Source organism: Actinoallomurus liliacearum (assembly GCF_039542035.1).
Lineage (GTDB): Bacteria > Actinomycetota > Actinomycetes > Streptosporangiales > Streptosporangiaceae > Actinoallomurus > Actinoallomurus liliacearum.
This window is the reverse complement of record NZ_BAABHJ010000041.1, coordinates 28,520-46,684: the sequence shown is the minus strand read 5'-3', so window position 1 is coordinate 46,684 and position 18,165 is coordinate 28,520. Positions and strand designations below refer to the sequence as shown.

Here is an 18,165-nt window from a genome sequence, read left to right as displayed (position 1 = left end):
GTGGACGAACCGGTGTACATGCCCTGATCCGGCTTCCCCGTCCCTGTGCCCTGAATCCGTGACAGCGGTCGAGTTCGTGGGCGCGTGACCATGGACGAGGCGATAGGTCGGCTGCTCCGCCCGTACGTTCTGGCCGCGGGCGAGGGAGAGATGGCGGCGGCGCCCGAGGGCTCCGTCATGAGGCTCAAGGCGTCCGCGGAGTCGACCGGTGGCGGGCTCGGGCTGCTGGAGGGCGTCGACGCGCCCGGCTTCGCCACGCCCCTGCACCGGCACGACGTCGCCGAACTCTGGTACATCCTCGACGGGCACTACGACTTCTACGTCGCCGGCGAGTGGGTGTCGGCCGGCACCGGAGCGGTGGTCTTCGTGCCCGGCGGGCTGGTCCACGGCCTGCGTGCGGGACCGGCGGGCGGGCGCAAGCTGACCATGATCGTTCCCGGTGGGCCGGAGGGCTTCTTCCGTGACGTGCATCGCGCGATCGAGGAGGACGCGGCGACGCCGGAGCGGATCCGGGCATTGGGGGCCGAATACGGCATCGAGCTGATCGGCCCCCTTCCGGAGCGCTGACCCGTCTCCCTTCATGAAATCCGGGTGTGCGTGGCAGACCCGGTCGGCCACGTTCGGCTCGACGCGGATGGCGTTATCCGGCGGCGTTCATCAGGTCCACACCGCTCTGCTGGCGGGCCGCGTCGGTGGAGTCGAGCGGGCCCGCCCAGTGGTAGCCGTACTGGTCGAGCGGGTTGCGGTCGTGGGCGTAGGCGGAACCCGCCTGGCGGTTCAGGTAGGCCGTGTACGGGTGGTCGCCGAGCGTCTTGTTGAGGGCGGCCAGGCCGCGGGCGTACACGCCCTTGAACGACGGGCCGTCCGCGCCGCCGTTGGACTGGGGTTCGCCCGGGTCGGCGAGAATGCCGTTCGGGTTGAGGGTCGGGTCGGTCGTGGAGGCGCCCGCGAGCGTACGGGCGTCGGTGAGCACGCCGGCGTCGCCGGTGGCGCGGTACAGCTCGGTCAGGCCGTTCAGGATGACGCCCTGGTTGTAGGTGTAGACCGGCTGGCCGTTGTTCTTGCACGTCGACGTGGTCAGGCCGTCGTTGATCAGGTGAGCTGAGTTGATCAGCCCGGAGGCCTTGAACCAGGACCACTCGTTCTTCGCCTGGGTCAGGTACTTGGTGTCGCCGGGGATGCGGTTGTGCAGGGCGGCGGTGAGCTGCAGGTACAGCTCGTTGGTGATGGCGTTCTTGTAGTCGCGCTGGGTGCGCCACCAGACGCCGCCCCCGCACGTGCCGTCGGAGTACGAAGTCATCCAGTCCGCGTCGGCCTTGGCGGTGGTCAGGTAACGGCTGTCGCCGGTCAGGTCATAGGCGTCGACCCAGGCCAGGCCCCACCAGCCGGTGTCGTCCATGTAGTCGTTGCGGAACTGGCCGCCCTGGGCGGACAGATTGTCGTCGTACGTGGTGGCGATCGCGTACTTGTAGCTGCCCATTCCGCTGACCCGGACGTTGTCGATGACGGCGGTCAGCGCGTTGGCGGAGTTCCACCAGTTGGTGGTGTTCCACAGGCCGGTGCCGTTGTTGTAGTACATCATCAGCGCGGTCGCCGCGGCGGTGGATCGACTGCCGGCGTTCCAGGTCGTACGGGCCCACGGGATGCAGGCGATCTCGGCGCGGTCGCCGGCCTTGCCGCAGGCGCGTACGGCGCCGACGCCGCGGTTGTTCCAGTCGTCGACGTTGTACATGAGGGTGCGCCAGCCGCGTTGGCCGCTCGGGACGGTGGTGTCGCCGAGTTTGCTGCCCTGGCTCCAGCTCTGGCCGCCGTCGAAGGAACGGTCGAGCCATACCTCGTCGGCCGGGTTGCCGTTGCCGATGCTCGCCCAGGCCATGTCGTCGGCGTCGTCGAAGTGCAGCACGATCTGCCGCGAGTAGATGGTGGTCTGGACGGACGTACGGTCGCCGGCGGTCAGCGCCGGGTCACGGCCGTCGCAGTACTTGTCGCAGATGGAGGCGGCGGCCGCACTGTTTCCGGCGAGTACGGGGATCGCGGCCCCGGCGAGAAGGGAGGCGGTCGTCAGCAGGCGGATGAATCGGCGAATGGACGGGCGGGCGGGGCTCCGTCGGCCTGGAGCGGGGCGGGAGGACGACATGACCGACTATTGATCCAGACCATCAGTCACGTCAATGGTCAAAGGACGCGCGGCGGTCGCGTCGGGGGCGCTCCTCGCGTGCATGGTCTGTGATCGAGCGGGCATCAACGGGCCGTCAACGATCAAGGGTTGATCGGTCTTTCTCCGGGGTTGGAGTGGTCAGGGTGAGTTGCCTGTTCAGGGTGGGCGAAGAGACCGTCTGGGCCCCGTCCGCGGAGGCCGGCCGGCTGTACGTCGGGATGACGAAGTGCCTGGCGGCGGGCGGGGGCCGGGCGACCGGTGTCAGGACGGTCGCCGAGGACGTGTTCGAGATCGACCCGCAGCCGTTCGACGCCCTGATCGAGGTGGCCTACAAGGAGTACTTCACCTCGACCAACCGGGTGTACCGCAGCCAGCTCCACGGCTGGCTGCTCACGTCCCTCGTCCTGCTGGCGCGGGCGGGCATCACGGTGACCCCGTCCACCGACGAGGAGCGCGAGTTCGTCGAGGACATCTGCGAACACGCGAAGGCGATGCCCTCCTAGGGTGTGTCCGGTGGATCACGTGCCGGTCGATCTGTGACTGTGCGGTACGGCGAGGGGTGCGGGCGGCAGCGGCTGGGCGGGACGGTCCGCCCGCAGGGTGCGACGTCGTTTTCGAGCAGGTTCTGGCCCGCCTGCTCACTTGGCGAGGCGGACGCTGTGCACCACCTTGTCCATGTCGGTGTCGCTGAGCGCGCCGGGCTGGCCGGTGTGGACGTACAGGACCCAGGACAGTGAGCCGCCGCCGGTGACCGGAATGATGACGATGCGGATGGTCGTGCCCGTCGACCCGCAGTTCCTGGCGTCCGGGGCGTGGCTGACGTGGGCCGTGATCTGGACGATCTGGTTCAGACCCTTGTGCTTGGCGTTCTCCGGGCTGCCGATGCTCTTCTGCGGGGAGCCGACCTTGTACGCCGCGGACCTGGCCCACTTCTGGGCGGCCTGCATCGCGGACGAGCGGAGGTTGTCGAAGTCCGTGGATTTGAAACAGGTGTCGGTGTCGGCGTGGGGGTGGGGGTGACGGACGGCGTGGTCGGGGCCGCGACCGGGTGCTTCTCACCACCGCCCCGGCTGACGAGCACGAGGACGACCGCGCCGACGATGACGAGGACCGCGACGGCGGCCACGATGATCAGCGAGGCGCTGTTCCGGCGCGGCGGACCGGGAGGTGGGAACACGGGTGGCCGGGGGCCCGCCGTATCCGCCGCCGGGCGGGCCGCCGTAGCCACCACCGGGGGACGGGGGCTGCGGCGGCCCTGGAGTGGACCAGTCGGGGGGTGGCGCTCCGTAGCCCACGGGCTTTCCTCTTCGCCTGTCTCGGACGGGGTCCACGACGACGTGCCGTACGCCGCCCACGGTGGGGCGCGGCGAATGCTAATTCGCCGGTACGACACCGGCTCCGTGCTTCGACTTCGAGAGCGATCACCGGTTTCCCCCGCCCTCCCCCGACAGCGGCCACTCGGCGCCGACGCGGCGGAGACGGCGCCGGCCGCACCGACGAGGGTGCGGCCGGGCGCTTTCTGGCCATGCCTCAGGAGACGGTGCTCAGGTGGTGCCGTACCACACGGTCGGAGAGCAGTACTGGGCGACGCAGAGCTCGAAGTAGATCTTCTTGTGCTCCTTCATGTTGTATTTGGCGTGGTACACGCCGACCAGGGTGGACCAGTCCTTGCGGTGGATCGTCTGGCTGCCCTTGTATCGCCACAACAGGTGAACGGTCCCGCTGACGTGCAGGTTCTCGTTGTAATAGACGTCGAACTTGTCGCCCTTGGGGTGGAACACGACTCCGGCGGCGTTCGAGTATCCCTGGGCGCTGACGCGGGTCCAGTTTCGGTGTGAGCTCGCGGCGTTCGCGGCGGTGGCCCCCAAAGTCATGCTTCCGAGCGTGAGCGCCGCAGTGGCCCCGAGTGCTGCCAGTGAGGTCTTCAGCGTAGGCACTGTCCTACCTCCTCCGATGTGGCCCCCGTTTGACCACATCTTTGACAAGCAGCGGAGATTAGCATTTTTTGCGTTGTTTTCCCGCGCTTTCCGGCGAGTGGCCGGACCAGGACGCGTGATTCGGTGCGGCTACCAGGCGGCGCGTTGCCAGCGGTTCTCGGCGGCGCGGGTGAGGACGTGGTGGGTGGCATCGGTGACCGCGACCGCGATGACCTCGCCATAGCTGAGCAGCAGGTGCTGTCCGGTGCGATCGAACGACAGGCGTACCTCGTCCGGGTCGCCCCAGGAGCAGGGGCGCTGCCAGAGCACGCGGAGCGGGCCGCCGTCGACCGACAGCACCGCGACGCTGACCGTGGCGCCCTCGTCGCCGGTGTACGCGAGGGCCAGCCGGGATCCGTCCGCCGAGATCTCGGCGGCGCGGAGCTGATGGATGCCGTGGTCGCCGTCCTCGACGAGCAGGGTGCCCGAGGTTGGGGTGCGCGACCGGACGACGCGACGGTGCTGCGGGCGGCCGGCGGCTCCGACGGTGAGCATCGCGAGGTCGCGGTCCGGACCGGCCGAGATGCCGAGTACGTGCGCGGCCGGATCGAGCGGCCAGACGCGGACCGGGCCGTCGCCGGACGCGGGCGCGACCAGGAGGTACTCGTCCCGCTCGGTGTCGCCGGCGTCGAGGACGAGGAAGATGTCCGCGCCGTCGGGCGAGATGGCCAAGTCGATGGCGCGACCATGGCGGATGGGCGGGAGCGGCACCGGCCGGACGCCGCGCGCCTCCGTGATCGTGTAGAGCCTGGGCGGGGTCGCCGGGTCGTCGATGGAGTGGGTGGTCGCGGCGATCGTGTCGCCCCGGACGGCGACGGTGGCGTCCCAGGTCTCGCCCGGCGGCGGGGCGACGTGAACGGGGTGGCCGTCGGGAGCGGCATGGTGGACGACCAACTCCTGCGGGACGGACCCGTCGTTTCGCCCCCCGATCGTCACAAAGCGCCCCATGCTCATCCGAACTCCAGCAAATAATGTTCCACCGCGAACCATGATATTTCAAAGCACCGCAATAGAGCTTCTTGAATGTCCGGAACATGGGCATTCAAGATCATCAAACTCCCGCTCGAAATCTTGATCCGCATCTCGCGAATAGCCTATGATTACCGACGGCTAACCATGCGATTACAGGGCGCGACGACGGGAAGTGCGAGCCACTGTCCGGCACACGGTCTGCAGACCCGCGGAGGCGGTGCACCATGGATCTTGCGGACAGACTCTTATCACTGACTGTCACCGCCACATCGCCCGATGGACGGATAAGTGCCACTTTCGGCGGCCAAGGGGAGAGAATACAGCTCGTATTTCGCCCGGGTGACTACCGGCACTACTCCGGCACCTTGTTGGCGCAAGAGCTCTCCCGGTTGGCGATGCGGGTCATGGCGGGATATGTGCGCGCTCAGACGAAGCTCATCGACGCGGCGGTGCCGGACGTGCTGCACGACGACGCCATCGAATACGGGCTTGAAGATCGGGAGTTCCGCCGGCGCCTCGCGGCGATCAGGACCGCCGCCACATCGCCCGACGGGCGAATCACCGTGGTCAGTCAGGCGCTCGTGCGCTGGGACGTGCGCATCGCGGACGGCACGGTCAGCCGAGTTTCCGAGGACACGTTCACGGCCGGTCTGCTCACCGCGTTCCGTGGGGTGCTCGCTCGTCACCGAGCCGAGGTGCGAAGGCTCAAGGACGAGTACTACGGCTCAGGCACCTCCGATAAGACACGCCAGCGGGTGGGTCCTTTCGAGCGGCGAACCCCTCGGTAGATACGGCGAAAGGCAGCGATCGTGACCGACCATGGGCCTTCAGTTCTCGCTCCTGCGTCCGACCGTGCGTGGGAGAACCGGAGCGTCGGTCGGCGCGCTCGGTCAGCAGGTCCGATGGTCGTGGTCGCCGCCCTGATCACGATGCTGGTCGCCTGCACGTCCTCCAGTCATCCCACAGATCACCGGACCCCCCGCGCGCAGCCGTCGGCGCACGGATCGTCCTGCGAGGTTCGGGTCGCCGAGTCGGCGGTCACGCGCAAGGACCACTACGCGGTCGGCGCGCGGGACCAGCTGAACGACCTGTTCCTCGCCAGCGCGATCCTCGAAAATCCGTGCCGACGTACGGCGACCAATGTCCGGTTCGTCGTGTCGCCGTTGGACGACCAGGGACACGAGCTGATGTCCGCGGGCCGGCCGGTGCAGGCCCACTTCACCATTTCGCTGATCATGCCAGGTCAGCGGGCCGCCGGCTGGGCCTACTTCGACCGCAAGCAGGCACCCGATGGGGTCGCGAACCTGAGGGTTCAGCTGGATACCGCGCCGTTCGGGGGCGAAGTCTGCTGGATCGCCCCCTCCACCTCGGGCTACCAGGCGGCCGGCCGCGCCACCGACGTCACGGTCGGGAAGCGCGATACCAGTCGAACGTCGGCGAACGGCCTGGCCCGCCTGTCCTTCAAGGTGACGTGGAGTCCCACGAAGTCTTCGCCTGGGAGACGCGCGGCCTCCGTGATCTTCCGGGACTCGTCCGGGCGGCTGCTCAACGCGAACGGCCAGGGCATCGGCCCGGCCCTGAAGCCCGGTCAGCGGGTGCACTTCGACGCATGGGTTCCGGAAAACGCCGACCCGTCGCGGACCGGCGTCCTCCTGGAGCCCAACCCGGTAACGCCCGGCCTGCCGTTCTACAGCCCATCGTCGTCATGTCTGCCGAGTTCGTGACGGGTGGTGTCCGGCGATCCCATCACCCGATCCAGCGCACCGATAAGAACCGAGGGCGCAATGACAGACTCCTTCGTCGTAGACCTGAACCAGTTGCTGGGGGCCGGCAGGGTCACCCTGCCGCACCTGGCCTGGACGTATGCCACGTTGAACAATCGCGTGGCCGACACCGTCGGCTTCGACAACACGGCGTTCGCCCCCTGCCCCGCGACCGGAGGGGTGCAGGACCAGCTTCGCGCGCCGTGGACCGCGCTGCGCAACCGACTCCAGGATGTCCTCGGCCGGTCGGCCAAGAGCTTCGAGGAGGCGGGCACCGCCCTCGTCCACGTCGCCGCCCATTATGAGGCCGCGGAAGCCGACGCCGCGACGAAGGTCAGGGAGGCGTGGCGCGGTGGAGCACCCGACGCCGTCATCAGCATCCCTGAAGACAAGGTGCTGCCCCCGCCGCCGCCCCACGTGATCATGACTCGAAAGTGACGGAGGGTACGGCGTGTCCTATCACCATGCCGACGAGATGAGCGCGTGCGGCCGACAGGTGCTGGCGGCCGCACTCAAGGCGATCCGACACAACCACAGCGCCACCCTCGACTCGTACTCGGGGAAGACTCAGATGGACCAGGTCAACACCGATTACGCGGACGTCCCTCAGCTGTTCGCCTCGTACGGCATGACCGACCCGGCCACCTACCGGTCGGCAGTCGATGACCTGTTCAGCGTCGCCGACAACCTCGACCCCGCGAACGCCGTAAAGGTGGATCCACGGGGCGGGAGCTCCAGCAGACAGCTCCTCAGCCCGCTGCCCAAGTTCACCGGAGAATGGACCGACCGCCTATCGATCGCCGATCGTACGCACGACATCGGCACCCATCTCCAGAACTGGCAGGGTGCCGCGCGCGCTCAGTTCGACACGTTCTTCGTCAACCACATCGACACGGCAATCCCGCTGCAGGCCGCGCTGGCCAGGTCGCTGGCGCTCATTCTGCAGGCACATCAGGAGATCCGGGCCCGCGCGAACGCCGACGTCTGGGAGATCGGTCAGAAGACCATTCAGGCGCTGCACGCGGAGTCGGCGATGTGCAGCTGCTCCCCCTCCACGATTACGGCGACCGTCACCGTCGGCACCGCCGCCGCGTCAGTGCTGACCGCCGGTGGGGCGCTCGCGGCGACGATGGCCGCCTTCTCATTCGCCAATGCGATCGCCAATGCCTCGATGGCGGGGTCACGCGAGGACAAGGCGAAGATCTCCGGAGGGACCCCGTTGGCGATCCTCGCCAACATGCGGACCGCCATCGACAAGGTCAAGCAGGCGATAGCCGACCAGGAGCGCGAGCTGGCCGCACTCACCAACACGCTGGCGGACAACGTCGCGAGTGTCGGGGAACGTATGGAGATCCCCTCCCCGAACGACGCTCCGGGGTTCCGGACCGCCATCCGGAACCCCGACAATCCTTGCGGATTCCGCCCCACGTCGAGGTGACACCGCCCCTCGACCCGCGGCCCCAGGTTCTGCCCCGGTCAGGCGGCCGGGGTGATGGTGACGGGGGCGGACTTGGTCTGGGGGCCGGCGGTGACCGTGACGGTCACGGTTCCGGGGCGGAGGGCGGTGAGGGTGCCGGTCTCCGGGTTCAGGACGGCGAGGATGTCGCGGCGGTGTCGGGCGGCCTTGGTCTCCTCGGGTGACGCGGTCACCAGGAGGCCCGCGCCTCCGCTCCAGGTCACGCTCGCCGGGTAGCGCAGCGGGAACTTCAGGCCGAAGCCGCTCGTCAGGCCGGTCGCGGTGACCTTCTCGGCCCCGCCCACGGGCAGCGGTCCGGGCGCCGGCAGGTCGATGCCGTCGATCAGCGGGCGGCTCTCCGCCTGCAGCCAGTCGCGCGTTCCGGGGTCGGGGAGCCCGGCGGGGACCTTGCCCGGGTGCGGGTCGACGCCGACGCGCATCCAGCCGAAGAAGCCGCCCTGGTCCGGGGAGCTGTACGGGGTCTTGCCGACCGCCGGGGTGTTCACCTCGAGCACGCCGTCCGCCCGCGTGACGGCGGCGGTGTGGGCGTGGCCGCTGAACAGCGCGATCGGCTTGCCGGACTCCTCCCTGAACGTCGCCAGCCATCGCTCGACCAGCCCGGCCTCGAGCTGGTCGGTGAGCTGGGAGTCGCCGGCGCCGGACGGGTCGTGTGGCGGGTGGTGGAACACCACGACGACGCCGGTGACCGTACGGTCGGTGGCGGCCTTGTTCAGCTCGTCCTGCAGTGCGGGGATCTGGTCCCAGTCGGAGGTGCGCAGGCTGCCGCTGTGCGAGTCGAGCAGGATGAAGCGCGTGCCCTTGTGGTCGAACACCTGCCGGGTCTTGCGCCCGGTGGCGCTGACGAAGTTGTCGAGCCCGCCGCTGGACCCGAGGCCCGCCTCGTGGTTGCCGGGCACCCAGTAGACGGGCAGGCTCGCCGGGACGTGGTCCTTCAGTAGTTGCTGGGCGAACGCGAAGTCCGCCGGGCTGTCGCTGTCGACGAAGTCCCCGTTGAGCAGGATGAAGTCCGGCTTGGCGGCGACGGCCTGGTCGAGGGCGGCGGCCGCCTGCCTGGCGGCGAACGAGTCGGCGCCCGCGGCGGCGCTGACGTGCAGGTCGGACATCAGGGCGTACGTCCAGCGGCCGGCGCCGACGCCGCGCTGCTCCAGGACGTACGGGTCGGAGGCGGGTGGCTCCTGTGCGTCGGGCTGCTCGCCGACCTGGGCGGCGAGGGCGTCGAACTCCAGCTCCCCGGCGTCCTTCTTGTCCTGCGCGGTCTCGACGACGTAGACGTTCAGCAGCGTGATGGGGGTGGCGAACCCGGCGGGCAGGGTGCCGGTGACGCGGCGCCAGCCGGTCCAGTCGACGCTGAGCGCGAACGTGAACGGCACGTTCGTCGTGCCCTGCGAGCGGAGGGTGGCGCGCAGCCAGTGTTCCTTGCCGTCGCCCTTGACCCACAGGGCGAGGCCGCTGGCGCCGCCGGGCAGGGTGAGCGGGGCCGGCTGGACGACGGCGTACCCGGCGGAGGTGCTGGGCTGGCCGGTGAAGTCGTACGTCAGGCGCAGTGCGTGGTTGCCCGCGGGCGCGCCGGGGCGGTCGGGGGCCTCGACGGTGGTGACCTTGGCGGTGCCTCGGGCGGCGGACGCGGTCCACTTCTCGTCCGGTTCGAACTCGGCGAGGGACTTGTCGATGAGGCCGACCGCGATGGGCACCTTGGCGGTCACGCCGCGCACGGTCGCGGTGAGGGTGGTGCCGGTGCCGGTCGCGCCCGGCCTGCCGGTGACCTTCAGGTCGCCGTCGGGTTCGGCGGTGACGTCGATGGCGTCGTGGTCGTAGGAGAGGGTGACGTCGCGCGGGGCGACGGGGGCGCTGAAGCCGTCGGCGTCGTAGCCGGTCAGCCCGATGCTCGTCGCGGTGCCGGGCTGCAGCGTGACAGCGCGGCTGCTGAAGGCGAGCCGGTGCAGCGGGCCGAGGACGCGCAGGTCGTGCTCGCCGCTCGCGGCCCCGGCGCGGGCCCGCAGTTGTCCGGAGCCCGGCGCCGACGCGTGGAAGACGCCGCCGCCCACGTGCCCGAGCCGGCCGGGCACGGCGTTCCAGGAGACGTGCCGTCCGCTCACGGAGACGGCCGCGTACGTCTCGTCGTAGCCGGCCGCCGCGACGTCACGGGTCAGGCCGGGGAAGACGCGGTCGGCGCGCGGCCGTACGTCCAGGCCCTGCAGCGTGCCCGAGCCCTTGCGGCTGAACAGGCCGACGCCGTTCGGGACGGGCCGCTCGTTGCCGTCGGACGGGGTGTTGACGACGCTGACGCCGGAGTCGCCGGGGCGGCGCGCGACGGCCTCGGTGGAGCCGCCGCCGTCGAGCATGTACGCGTCGCCGGCGCCGAGGCGGGCCATCAGCCGGGCCGTGTCGTCGAAGGACAGCCCCGCCGAGAAGCTCGACGATCCGTCCACGGCGACGAGGAGCAGGCGGCGGCCGCCGTCGCTCCAGCCGATGGCGGTGCGGGGTTTGAGCGCGTCGTTGCCGGTGCTCGGCGGGAAGTCGACCGCCTCGCCCTGGTGGACGAGGACCGCGCCGCTGCCGAGCGCCGTCTTCAGCTTCGCGTCGGTCTTCGGGGCGAACGCGATGGCGGCGGTGTCGCCCGGCCGGGCGGTGGCGAGCTGCTGCGCGGCGGCGCCGCGGCCGAGGAGGACGAGGCCGTCGTCGGGCACGGGCGTGGTGGTGAGGTGGTCGTTGACCACGGTGACCTTGCCGCCCGCGACGACGACCTCGGTGTACGGGCCGGAGTCGCGGATGAGGGTGCGCAGGCCCGGTCCCCACTGCGGGGTGAAGGCGTCGATGCCGTCGGCGGGCGCGCTGGAGGAGTTGAGCGCGGCGAGGGGGCGTTCGGTGCCGGCGACGGTGACGGTGCCCTGGATCGCGAGGTCGGCGAGGCGGGCGAGGCCGTCCGTGCCGATGGCCGCGACGGTCGACGGCTGGGCCGTGCCCTTGCGGAGGGTGCCGTTCTGGATCTCCGGGCCGATGGCGGCGTTGGTCTCGGTGATGTCGAAGTAGTCGCCGTTCACGGCGGCGACCGCGCGCTGCTCGTCGGCGGCCTGGGCGAGGGGCCGCGCCTCGCTCACCTTGCGGCCGACGAGGTCGACGCCGACCGAGTGGTCGCTCAGGTCGGCGCTGAGGACGTGGACGCGCGTCCAGCCGGTACGGCCGAACGTGTCGAAGGTGGTACGGACGATCCCCGGCGCCACGGGCTGGTCGACCCGGTCGGCCTCGACCGACTCGCCGGGCACGGCGGTCTGGTAGGAGGGCGCCGGGACGCGCGGCGGCCGCTCGGCCCAGGCCGGAACGTTCCAGCCGAGAACGCCGAGGGCGAGGGCGCCTGCGGTCAGCAGGGATCGTACGCGCATGGAGGCCTCCGTGGGGGGTGCCGCAGGAGGTTAGCGCTCCGTGGCGGTGGATCACTATTACCGATCTTGACGGGTCGCCGTCGCGCAGATGAACATCTTTCGCCACGGGGTTTCTTCCGCGACAAAGATCGCGTTCCGGTACGATCCGGGAACCGGCCTTTGGAGCGATCCACCAGCGATCCCCCTATTTCAGAGACCGGCATACGACGACGTCCCGGCCTGTCCTCGGCGTGCCACCCCGCCCCTTTTCTGTGGATCCATCCCTGACGCGGCACCGTCGAAGATCCTGGCCGGTATCCGACCGGCCGTCCCCCGTCCGTCGCCGCCCGCCCTCCGAGGCCGGCGCCGGACGCGGCGGACCGGCATGAACGTGAGGAGATCGAATGAGGTCGTTCGGCCGACGAGTGCTGCCGATGGGCTCGGTGGCGGCGCTCATCCTGGCGGGTGGCGGTCTGACGGACGCGGCGGACGCCGCGCCGGCGCCGCCGAAGCCGGGCGCGAACCTCGTCGCGCGACCCGCAACGACGGCCATGGCGCCGAAGGTGGCCGCCGCCGCGGCGGCCGCGGCTCCGACGTCGGCGAAGCTGTCCCTGAAGGGGCAGTACCAGGCCACGAACATGAACTGCGTGCCGACCTCATCGTCGATGAGCCTGTCGACGTTCGGCGTCTCGGTGAGCCAGACCACGCTGGCCAAGCAGATGGGGACCAGCGCCACCAAGGGCACCACGGGCGCCCAGGCGCGGCCCGTGCTCAACTCCTACGTCGACCCGCTGGGCTACTCGTACGGCTTCGCGGACGCCTCGACGTCCTCGAGCCTGATGGCGAAGGTCTCCTACGACGTCGGCGTGCTCAAGCGGGCGCCCGTGCTCGGCGTGTGGATGGAGAAGCTGCCGTGGAACTCCAAGATGACCGGCAGCAAGGTCGGGCACGCGATCGTCGCGTACGGGTACGACCGTAGCGCCGGGACGATCACCGTCTTCGACCCCTGGAAGTCCACCGGCGGAACGCACACCATCGCGGCCTCCAAGCTCGCCGCGGACATGCAGCCGACCGGGATGTTCCTGGTCACCGGCCGCACCGACGTGGGGCTGTCCACCCTCGGCGACCAGACCGGGGACGGCACGGCCGACGCCGTGGCGGTCGACCAGGCCACCGGCAAGCTGTGGCTGTACCCCGGCCCGAAGTTCGCCGCGACGAGCCGGAAGCTGATCGGCAGCAGCGGCTGGAACGGCATGCGCGAGCTGACCGGCATCGGCGACCTGACCGGCGACAAGAAGGCCGACCTGATCGCGGCGCGGAAGAGCGACGGCACGCTGTGGCTCTACCCCGGCGCGACGAACGCCGTGGGCACCCCCATCAAGATCGGGAACAGCGGCTGGAACGGCATGGCCGAGCTGACCGGCATCGGCGACATCACCGGTGACGGCCGGGCCGACCTGATCGCGGTCCAGAAGAGCGACGGCACGCTCTGGCTGTACCCGGGCGGCGCCAAGAAGGTGGGTACCCGGATCAAGATCGGGAACAGCGGCTGGAACGGCATGGAGAAGCTGGCCGGCGTCACCGACATCACCGGGGACGGCAAGCCGGACCTCCTCGCGGTCCGCAAGTCGGACGGCACCCTGTGGGTCTACCCCGGCGGCGTCAAGAAGGTGGGGACGCCCAAGCAGCTCGGCTCGGGCTGGGGCGGCATCCGCTCGCTGACGCTGACCGGTGACATCACCGGCGACGGCGTCTCGGACCTCGTCGGCGTCGAGGCGAGCACCGGTGTGATGTACGTCTACGCGGGCCGCGCCACCGGGTACTCCGCCCGGCAGCAGCTCACGACCGGCTGGAACGGCTCGGCGAGCTGATCCGGGACCCGCACGTCCGCGACGGGCGCGGTGCCGCGAGGCGCCGCGCCCGCGCGCGCTCCCGGCCCCGGCCGGGGCCGTCAGGGAACAGAATGATCTTCACATTCGTTGCCTGAGTCGACAAACTTGTCAGAACACGCGTACGGAAAAGAGGGGGGACCGCGATGGGAGACGAGGAGATCCCGGTTCACGACCTTCGTACGGACCGGCCCACACCGGCTCGGATGTACGACTACTACCTCGGCGGCAAGGACAACTTCGCCGTCGACCGGAACGCGGCGGAGCAGGTCCTGTCGGCGGCCCCGGAGGTGCGCGTGCTGGCGCGGGAGAACCGCGCGTTCCTCGGCCGGGTCGTGCGCTTCCTCGCCGAGGAGGCCGGGATCCGGCAGTTCATCGACGTCGGAACCGGGCTGCCGACGCAGGGCAACGTGCACGAGGTGGCCCAGGCCGTCACGCCCGACGCCCGCGTCGTGTACGTCGACAACGACCCGATCGTCCGCGCCCACGCGAAGGCGCTGCTGCCCGACAACGGCACGACGGCCGTGGTCGAGGCGGACATGCGGGACCCGGGCCCGATCCTCGACCACCCGGCGACGCGCCGGCTGATCCGGTTCGACGAGCCGGTGGCCGTGCTGTTCATGTCGGTGCTGCACTTCATCACCGACGAGGAGGACCCGTACGGGCTGGTCTCGGCGTTCCGGGACGTGTCCGTGCCGGGCAGCTACCTGGCGCTGTCCCACATCACCCCGCCGGAGCAGGGCGCCGACGGCGCGGCGTCGGCCGCCGACGTGTACAAGCAGCGCGCCACCTCACCGGCCGTCCTCCGCTCGCCGAAGGAGATCGAGGCGCTCTTCGACGGCTACGACCTGGTCGAACCCGGCCTCGTCAACCTGCCGAAGTGGCGGCCCGACGACCCCGAGGCCGTGAAGGACGCCGATTCGGTCTGGATGCTCTGCGCCGCCGGCCGCAAGCGCTGAGGGTGACCGTTCGTCCTCCGTCGCCCGCACGGGTCGTCTTCCGAACCTCGCAATGACCCTCCTCGGCCGGGACAGCGGATCACCGGTATCGACATAATGGGGTCAACGGTCGACAGGAGCTGGTCAGGAGGCTCGGCGCGTGGACTCGTCTTTCCCCATGGTCCCGACCGGCGACGACCGGTCGCCGGCGCGCGGTGGCGGCGGCGGACTGGACCGCTTCTCGGGGGCCACGGCCCCGTTGCACCAGGCCGCGCAGATGGGCCTGGACGGCGGCGAGAAACTCCGCCAGGAATGCTGGGAGATGATCGGCCAGCGCACCCGGGAACGCCTGATGGAGCTCGCCGGGGGCGTCATCGACTGGTACGCCCGGCGTGACGGCTCGAGCCTGGACGGCCGGCCGTACGCCGTCGTCTTCGGCGACCGGGGCCTGGCGATCGCCGAGCCGCGGATCAGCACCGAGCACCGGCCCGTCTACGCCATCTCGGCGTTCGTGTTCGAGCCCGGCTCGCTGCGGCACGTCCAGGTGGACCACCGGCCGCCGCCGCACACGCCCGCGTCCGGTCCGGCCCTCGCCTCCGGGGCGCGCTCGCCGGTCGCGCCGGTCGACGGCCTCAGCGCGGCCGACCGGGGGCTGCTCGGCAACCTTCCGCCGCGCACCCAGGAACTGCTGCAGACCCCGTTCACGTCCGGGCAGCGCGTGCTGCGCTGCAACTGGGCGTACGAGGGGTACGAGCACCAGCTGACCATGTTCATGGTCTTCCTGGCCGGGGCGCGTGACGTCACCGTCGCGTGCGGGACCAAGGTGATCCCGGCGGGCCACTCCGACGCGACCGCGCACTGGTCGCTGACGTGCTACCGGGCGTCGGTGGCGCGCCGGATCGGGAGGTGAGGTCGGCGGACTTCGCCGAGCTCGAGGGGAACGACGCGTACGACCTGCTCGGCGTCGATCCCGACGCCACGCAGGAGGAGATCCGGCAGGCGTTCCGCGCGCTGGCCAAGAAGTACCACCCGGACCTGTACCCGGATGCGCGGGCCAAGGTCATGGCGGAGGAGGTCATCCGCCTGCTGAACGCCGCCCGGGACGTCCTGCGGCACCACCGCGCCGAATACGACGCCTACCGGTCCGGCGCGGTGGAACCCGAGGAGTTCGACGAGTACGAGGAGTACGAGGAGTACGACGAGCCGGAGGACGCCGAGGTCGTCGACGACCCGTGGGCCCGCGCGGCACCGGGCGCGGCGCCGCCCCGGGACCCCTGGGCGGAGGCCGAGACCGGCCCGGCCGCTCCCCCGGACCCCTGGGACGCCGCCGACCTCGGCCGCCGGCCGCCGCAGTACCGGCCCCCGCCGCAGTACGAGAATCCGCAGTACGAGAATCCGCCGCCCGGGGGATACGAGTACGAGCCACCGCCGCCACCGGGGTCGCCGCCGCAAGAGCGGTCGCTCACGGAGAGCATCAAGCGTGCCTTGAAGATGACCTGGTGGACCGTGGTCGTGACCGCGGTCAGCGTGTGGCTGCTCGGCCACCTGTTCTCCGGGAAGGACGAGCACGGGCCCAAGACGGCCGTCCCGTCCTCGTTCGCCGGCACGTGGTCGGGAACGGTGCGGGACGCGACCGAGCGGAACGGCAAGCCGGTCCGGTGGGAGGCCGAGGTGACGCTGCGCGCGGGCAAGCACGACGGCAAGGTCCGCTACCTCGACGGCAAGTGCGTCGGTACCGCCGTGCCGACGTCCGTCACCCGGGACCGGCTGACGGTCAACACCGTCTTCGGGTCGGGGAAGCACGGCTGCGACGTCGGTGACATGCACCTCGTCCCGCGCAAGGGCGGCAAGCTGGCTCTCACCTACTACGACGCGAACGGCAAGGTCACGGCGTCGGGCGTGCTCACCCGGCGCTGAACCACCGCACCACGCCCCTTGACGGAGTCGCCCTGCGGCCCGATTATTAACACATTGGTTCTAGAACAAGGTGGTTATGAAGTGCCGGACGACCGGATCAGCCTGGTCTTCGCGGCGCTCGCGGACCCGACGCGGCGCGCCATCCTCACGCGGCTGACCGAAGGCGACGCGACCGTGGCCGAGCTGGCCGCGCCGTTCGACGTGTCCCAGCCGGCGATCTCCCGGCACCTCAAGGTGCTGGAGAACGCCGGGCTCATCTCGAGGACCCGCCGCGCGACGGCCCGGCTCAGCCACCTGCAGGCCGAGCCGCTCCGTGAGGTGACCACCTGGCTGGCCCGGTACCAGCGGTTCTGGGACGAGAGCCACGAGCGGCTGGACGAGTTGCTCGCGGCGCTGCAGGGACGAGGACCGGACGGCCGCACCGACGCGGCCGCGAAGGAGGAGGACGACGATGGGCAAGACCGAGATCACCGCTGAGCCCGGCATCCCGCAGATCGTCACCGAGCGGGAGTTCGAGGCGCCCCGCGACCTGGTGTTCCGCGCGTACACCGACCCGGATCTGATCGTGCGCTGGCTGGGGCCCCGCGACCTGACCATGCGCTTCGACCGCCACGAGCCGCGCGACGGCGGCCGCTGGCGCTACGTCAGCGTCGACCCCGCCGGCCACGAACACGGCTTCCACGGCGTCTTCCACGGCGCGCCGTCGGTCGAGGGCGGCATCGTGCAGACCTTCGAGTACGAGGGCGTGCCCGGCCACGTGGCGCTGGAGACGGTGACGTTCACCGAGGCCGACGGCCGGACGCTGGTGCGGTCGGTCTCCGGCTTCCAGTCGGTCGAGGACCGCGACGGCATGATCGCCTCCGGCGCGGAGTACGGCGTCCGTGAGTCCGGCGAACGCCTCGAAGAGCTCCTCGCCGACCTCCAGGGCCGCTGATGCCCGGCACGGGGATGCTCGACGGAAAGAACGCCGTCGTCTACGGGGGCGGCGGGATGATCGGCGGCGCGGTCGCGCGGGCGTTCGCCCGCGAAGGGGCGCGCGTCCACCTGGTCGGGCGGACGGCGGAGCCGCTCGAGGCGGCGGCCGGGCGGATCCGCGCGGCGGGCGGCGCGGCCGAGGTCGCGGTGTTCGACGCGCTCGATGGCCGGGCCGTCGACGACCACGCCGACGCGGTCGCCTCGGCCTTCGGCGGTCTGGACGTCTCGGTCAACCTCATCTCGCACGGCGACGTCCAGGGCACCCCGCTCGCCGAGATGTCCCTGGCCGACTTCGAACGGCCGGTCGTGACGGCGATCCGCACGACGTTCCTGACCGCGCGGGCGGCGGCGCGCCACATGACGCGGCAGCGCTCGGGGGCGATCCTGCTGTTCGGCGGGTACGGCCCGCCGACGCCCCGGCTCGGCGGGCTGCAGGTCGCGTTCGGCGCGCTGGAGTCGCTGCGCGGCGCCCTCGCGTGTGAGCTCGGCCCGTACGGTGTGCGCGTCGTGACCCTGCAGACCGGCGGCGTCCCCGAGACGCTGCCGGAGGGCTTCCCGGGCGGCGAGGCGATCGTAGACGCCATCGAGGCGCGCACGATGCTGGGCCGCGCGGCGACCCTCGAGGACGTCGGGAACGCCGCCGCGTTCGCCGCCTCCGACCTCGCCCGTACGATCACCGGCACGGCGATCAACATCACCTGCGGCTCCGTCCCCGGCTGAGCCGCACGCCGAGTCGCGTCC

The 18,165-nt window shown here is 70.8% G+C and carries 17 protein-coding genes and 1 pseudogene; 13 read left to right on the top strand and 5 right to left on the bottom strand.

Features of this window, described 5'->3' with window-relative positions; all coding sequences use genetic code 11:
• Window positions 1–90: 90 nt before the first annotated feature.
• Window positions 91–567 carry a cupin domain-containing protein gene (locus ABD978_RS43295; protein WP_345367664.1) on the top strand — a complete coding sequence of 159 codons (477 nt, stop codon included), beginning with the start codon at window positions 91–93 and terminating at the stop codon, window positions 565–567.
• A 73-nt stretch (window positions 568–640) separates the two neighbouring features.
• On the opposite strand, the gene ABD978_RS43290 is transcribed toward ABD978_RS43295, so the two are convergent.
• Window positions 641–2,137 (bottom strand): glycoside hydrolase family 76 protein, encoded by a 1,497-nt coding sequence (locus ABD978_RS43290; RefSeq protein ID WP_345367533.1) that lies wholly within the window; start codon window positions 2,135–2,137, stop codon window positions 641–643.
• 89 nt (window positions 2,138–2,226) lie between these two features.
• On the opposite strand from ABD978_RS43290, the gene ABD978_RS43285 reads away from it, so the two are divergent.
• Window positions 2,227–2,661 carry a DUF6086 family protein gene (locus tag ABD978_RS43285; RefSeq protein WP_345367531.1) on the top strand — a complete coding sequence of 145 codons (435 nt, stop codon included), beginning with the start codon at window positions 2,227–2,229 and terminating at the stop codon, window positions 2,659–2,661.
• A 135-nt stretch (window positions 2,662–2,796) separates the two neighbouring features.
• Here ABD978_RS43285 and ABD978_RS43280 read toward each other — a convergent pair.
• From ABD978_RS43280 to ABD978_RS43270, 3 genes and pseudogenes are all read right to left on the bottom strand, one after another.
• Window positions 2,797–3,135 (bottom strand): annotated as a pseudogene (locus ABD978_RS43280) (DUF8017 domain-containing protein); the annotation flags it as partial.
• Between the two features lie 567 nt (window positions 3,136–3,702).
• A complete protein-coding gene (locus tag ABD978_RS43275; RefSeq protein ID WP_345367527.1) occupies window positions 3,703–4,032 on the bottom strand; it encodes a hypothetical protein in 330 nt (109 codons plus the stop codon).
• A 192-nt stretch (window positions 4,033–4,224) separates the two neighbouring features.
• Window positions 4,225–5,082, bottom strand: a complete 858-nt coding sequence (locus tag ABD978_RS43270; RefSeq protein ID WP_345367525.1) for a hypothetical protein — start codon at window positions 5,080–5,082, stop codon at window positions 4,225–4,227.
• 248 nt (window positions 5,083–5,330) lie between these two features.
• On the opposite strand from ABD978_RS43270, the gene ABD978_RS43265 reads away from it, so the two are divergent.
• From ABD978_RS43265 to ABD978_RS43250, 4 genes are read left to right on the top strand one after another with little or no spacing between them, the layout of a single operon-like run.
• Complete coding sequence (locus tag ABD978_RS43265) at window positions 5,331–5,894, top strand: hypothetical protein (protein WP_345367523.1); 564 nt, start codon at window positions 5,331–5,333, stop codon at window positions 5,892–5,894.
• Window positions 5,895–5,915: 21 nt separating this feature from the next.
• On the top strand, window positions 5,916–6,830 hold the full coding sequence (locus tag ABD978_RS43260) for a hypothetical protein (RefSeq protein WP_345367521.1): 915 nt from the start codon (window positions 5,916–5,918) through the stop codon (window positions 6,828–6,830).
• Window positions 6,831–6,890: 60 nt separating this feature from the next.
• On the top strand, window positions 6,891–7,307 hold the full coding sequence (locus ABD978_RS43255; protein ID WP_345367519.1) for a hypothetical protein: 417 nt from the start codon (window positions 6,891–6,893) through the stop codon (window positions 7,305–7,307).
• A gap of 13 nt (window positions 7,308–7,320) precedes the next feature.
• Window positions 7,321–8,307, top strand: a complete 987-nt coding sequence (locus ABD978_RS43250) for a hypothetical protein (protein WP_345367517.1) — start codon at window positions 7,321–7,323, stop codon at window positions 8,305–8,307.
• 38 nt (window positions 8,308–8,345) lie between these two features.
• Here ABD978_RS43250 and ABD978_RS43245 read toward each other — a convergent pair whose 3' ends face one another.
• Window positions 8,346–11,726, bottom strand: a complete 3,381-nt coding sequence (locus ABD978_RS43245; protein ID WP_345367515.1) for a phosphodiester glycosidase family protein — start codon at window positions 11,724–11,726, stop codon at window positions 8,346–8,348.
• 383 nt (window positions 11,727–12,109) lie between these two features.
• Here ABD978_RS43245 and ABD978_RS43240 point away from each other — a divergent pair, with 383 nt between their 5' ends.
• The 7 genes from ABD978_RS43240 to ABD978_RS43210 all read left to right on the top strand — a co-directional run bounded on the left by ABD978_RS43240 (window position 12,110) and on the right by ABD978_RS43210 (window position 18,144).
• A complete protein-coding gene (locus tag ABD978_RS43240; protein ID WP_345367513.1) occupies window positions 12,110–13,576 on the top strand; it encodes an FG-GAP-like repeat-containing protein in 1,467 nt (488 codons plus the stop codon).
• 164 nt (window positions 13,577–13,740) lie between these two features.
• Window positions 13,741–14,553, top strand: coding sequence for an SAM-dependent methyltransferase (locus ABD978_RS43235; protein WP_345367511.1), 813 nt, complete (start codon window positions 13,741–13,743; stop codon window positions 14,551–14,553).
• Window positions 14,554–14,692: 139 nt separating this feature from the next.
• Window positions 14,693–15,442: a hypothetical protein gene (locus ABD978_RS43230; protein WP_345367509.1), complete on the top strand. Its 750-nt coding sequence runs from the start codon at window positions 14,693–14,695 to the stop codon at window positions 15,440–15,442.
• Window positions 15,439–16,449, top strand: coding sequence for a J domain-containing protein (locus tag ABD978_RS43225; RefSeq protein ID WP_345367507.1), 1,011 nt, complete (start codon window positions 15,439–15,441; stop codon window positions 16,447–16,449). The genes ABD978_RS43230 and ABD978_RS43225 overlap by 4 nt, the downstream gene beginning before the upstream one ends.
• Window positions 16,450–16,530: 81 nt before the next feature.
• Complete coding sequence (locus ABD978_RS43220) at window positions 16,531–16,926, top strand: ArsR/SmtB family transcription factor (protein ID WP_345367505.1); 396 nt, start codon at window positions 16,531–16,533, stop codon at window positions 16,924–16,926.
• On the top strand, window positions 16,901–17,383 hold the full coding sequence (locus ABD978_RS43215) for an SRPBCC family protein (protein WP_345367503.1): 483 nt from the start codon (window positions 16,901–16,903) through the stop codon (window positions 17,381–17,383). Before ABD978_RS43220 ends, ABD978_RS43215 begins: the two co-directional genes overlap by 26 nt.
• The gene (locus ABD978_RS43210; protein ID WP_345367501.1) at window positions 17,383–18,144 is read left to right on the top strand and encodes an SDR family NAD(P)-dependent oxidoreductase; all 762 of its coding nucleotides are present in this window, start codon (window positions 17,383–17,385) and stop codon (window positions 18,142–18,144) included. The genes ABD978_RS43215 and ABD978_RS43210 overlap by 1 nt, the downstream gene beginning before the upstream one ends.
• The last annotated feature ends 21 nt before the right edge of the window (window positions 18,145–18,165 follow it).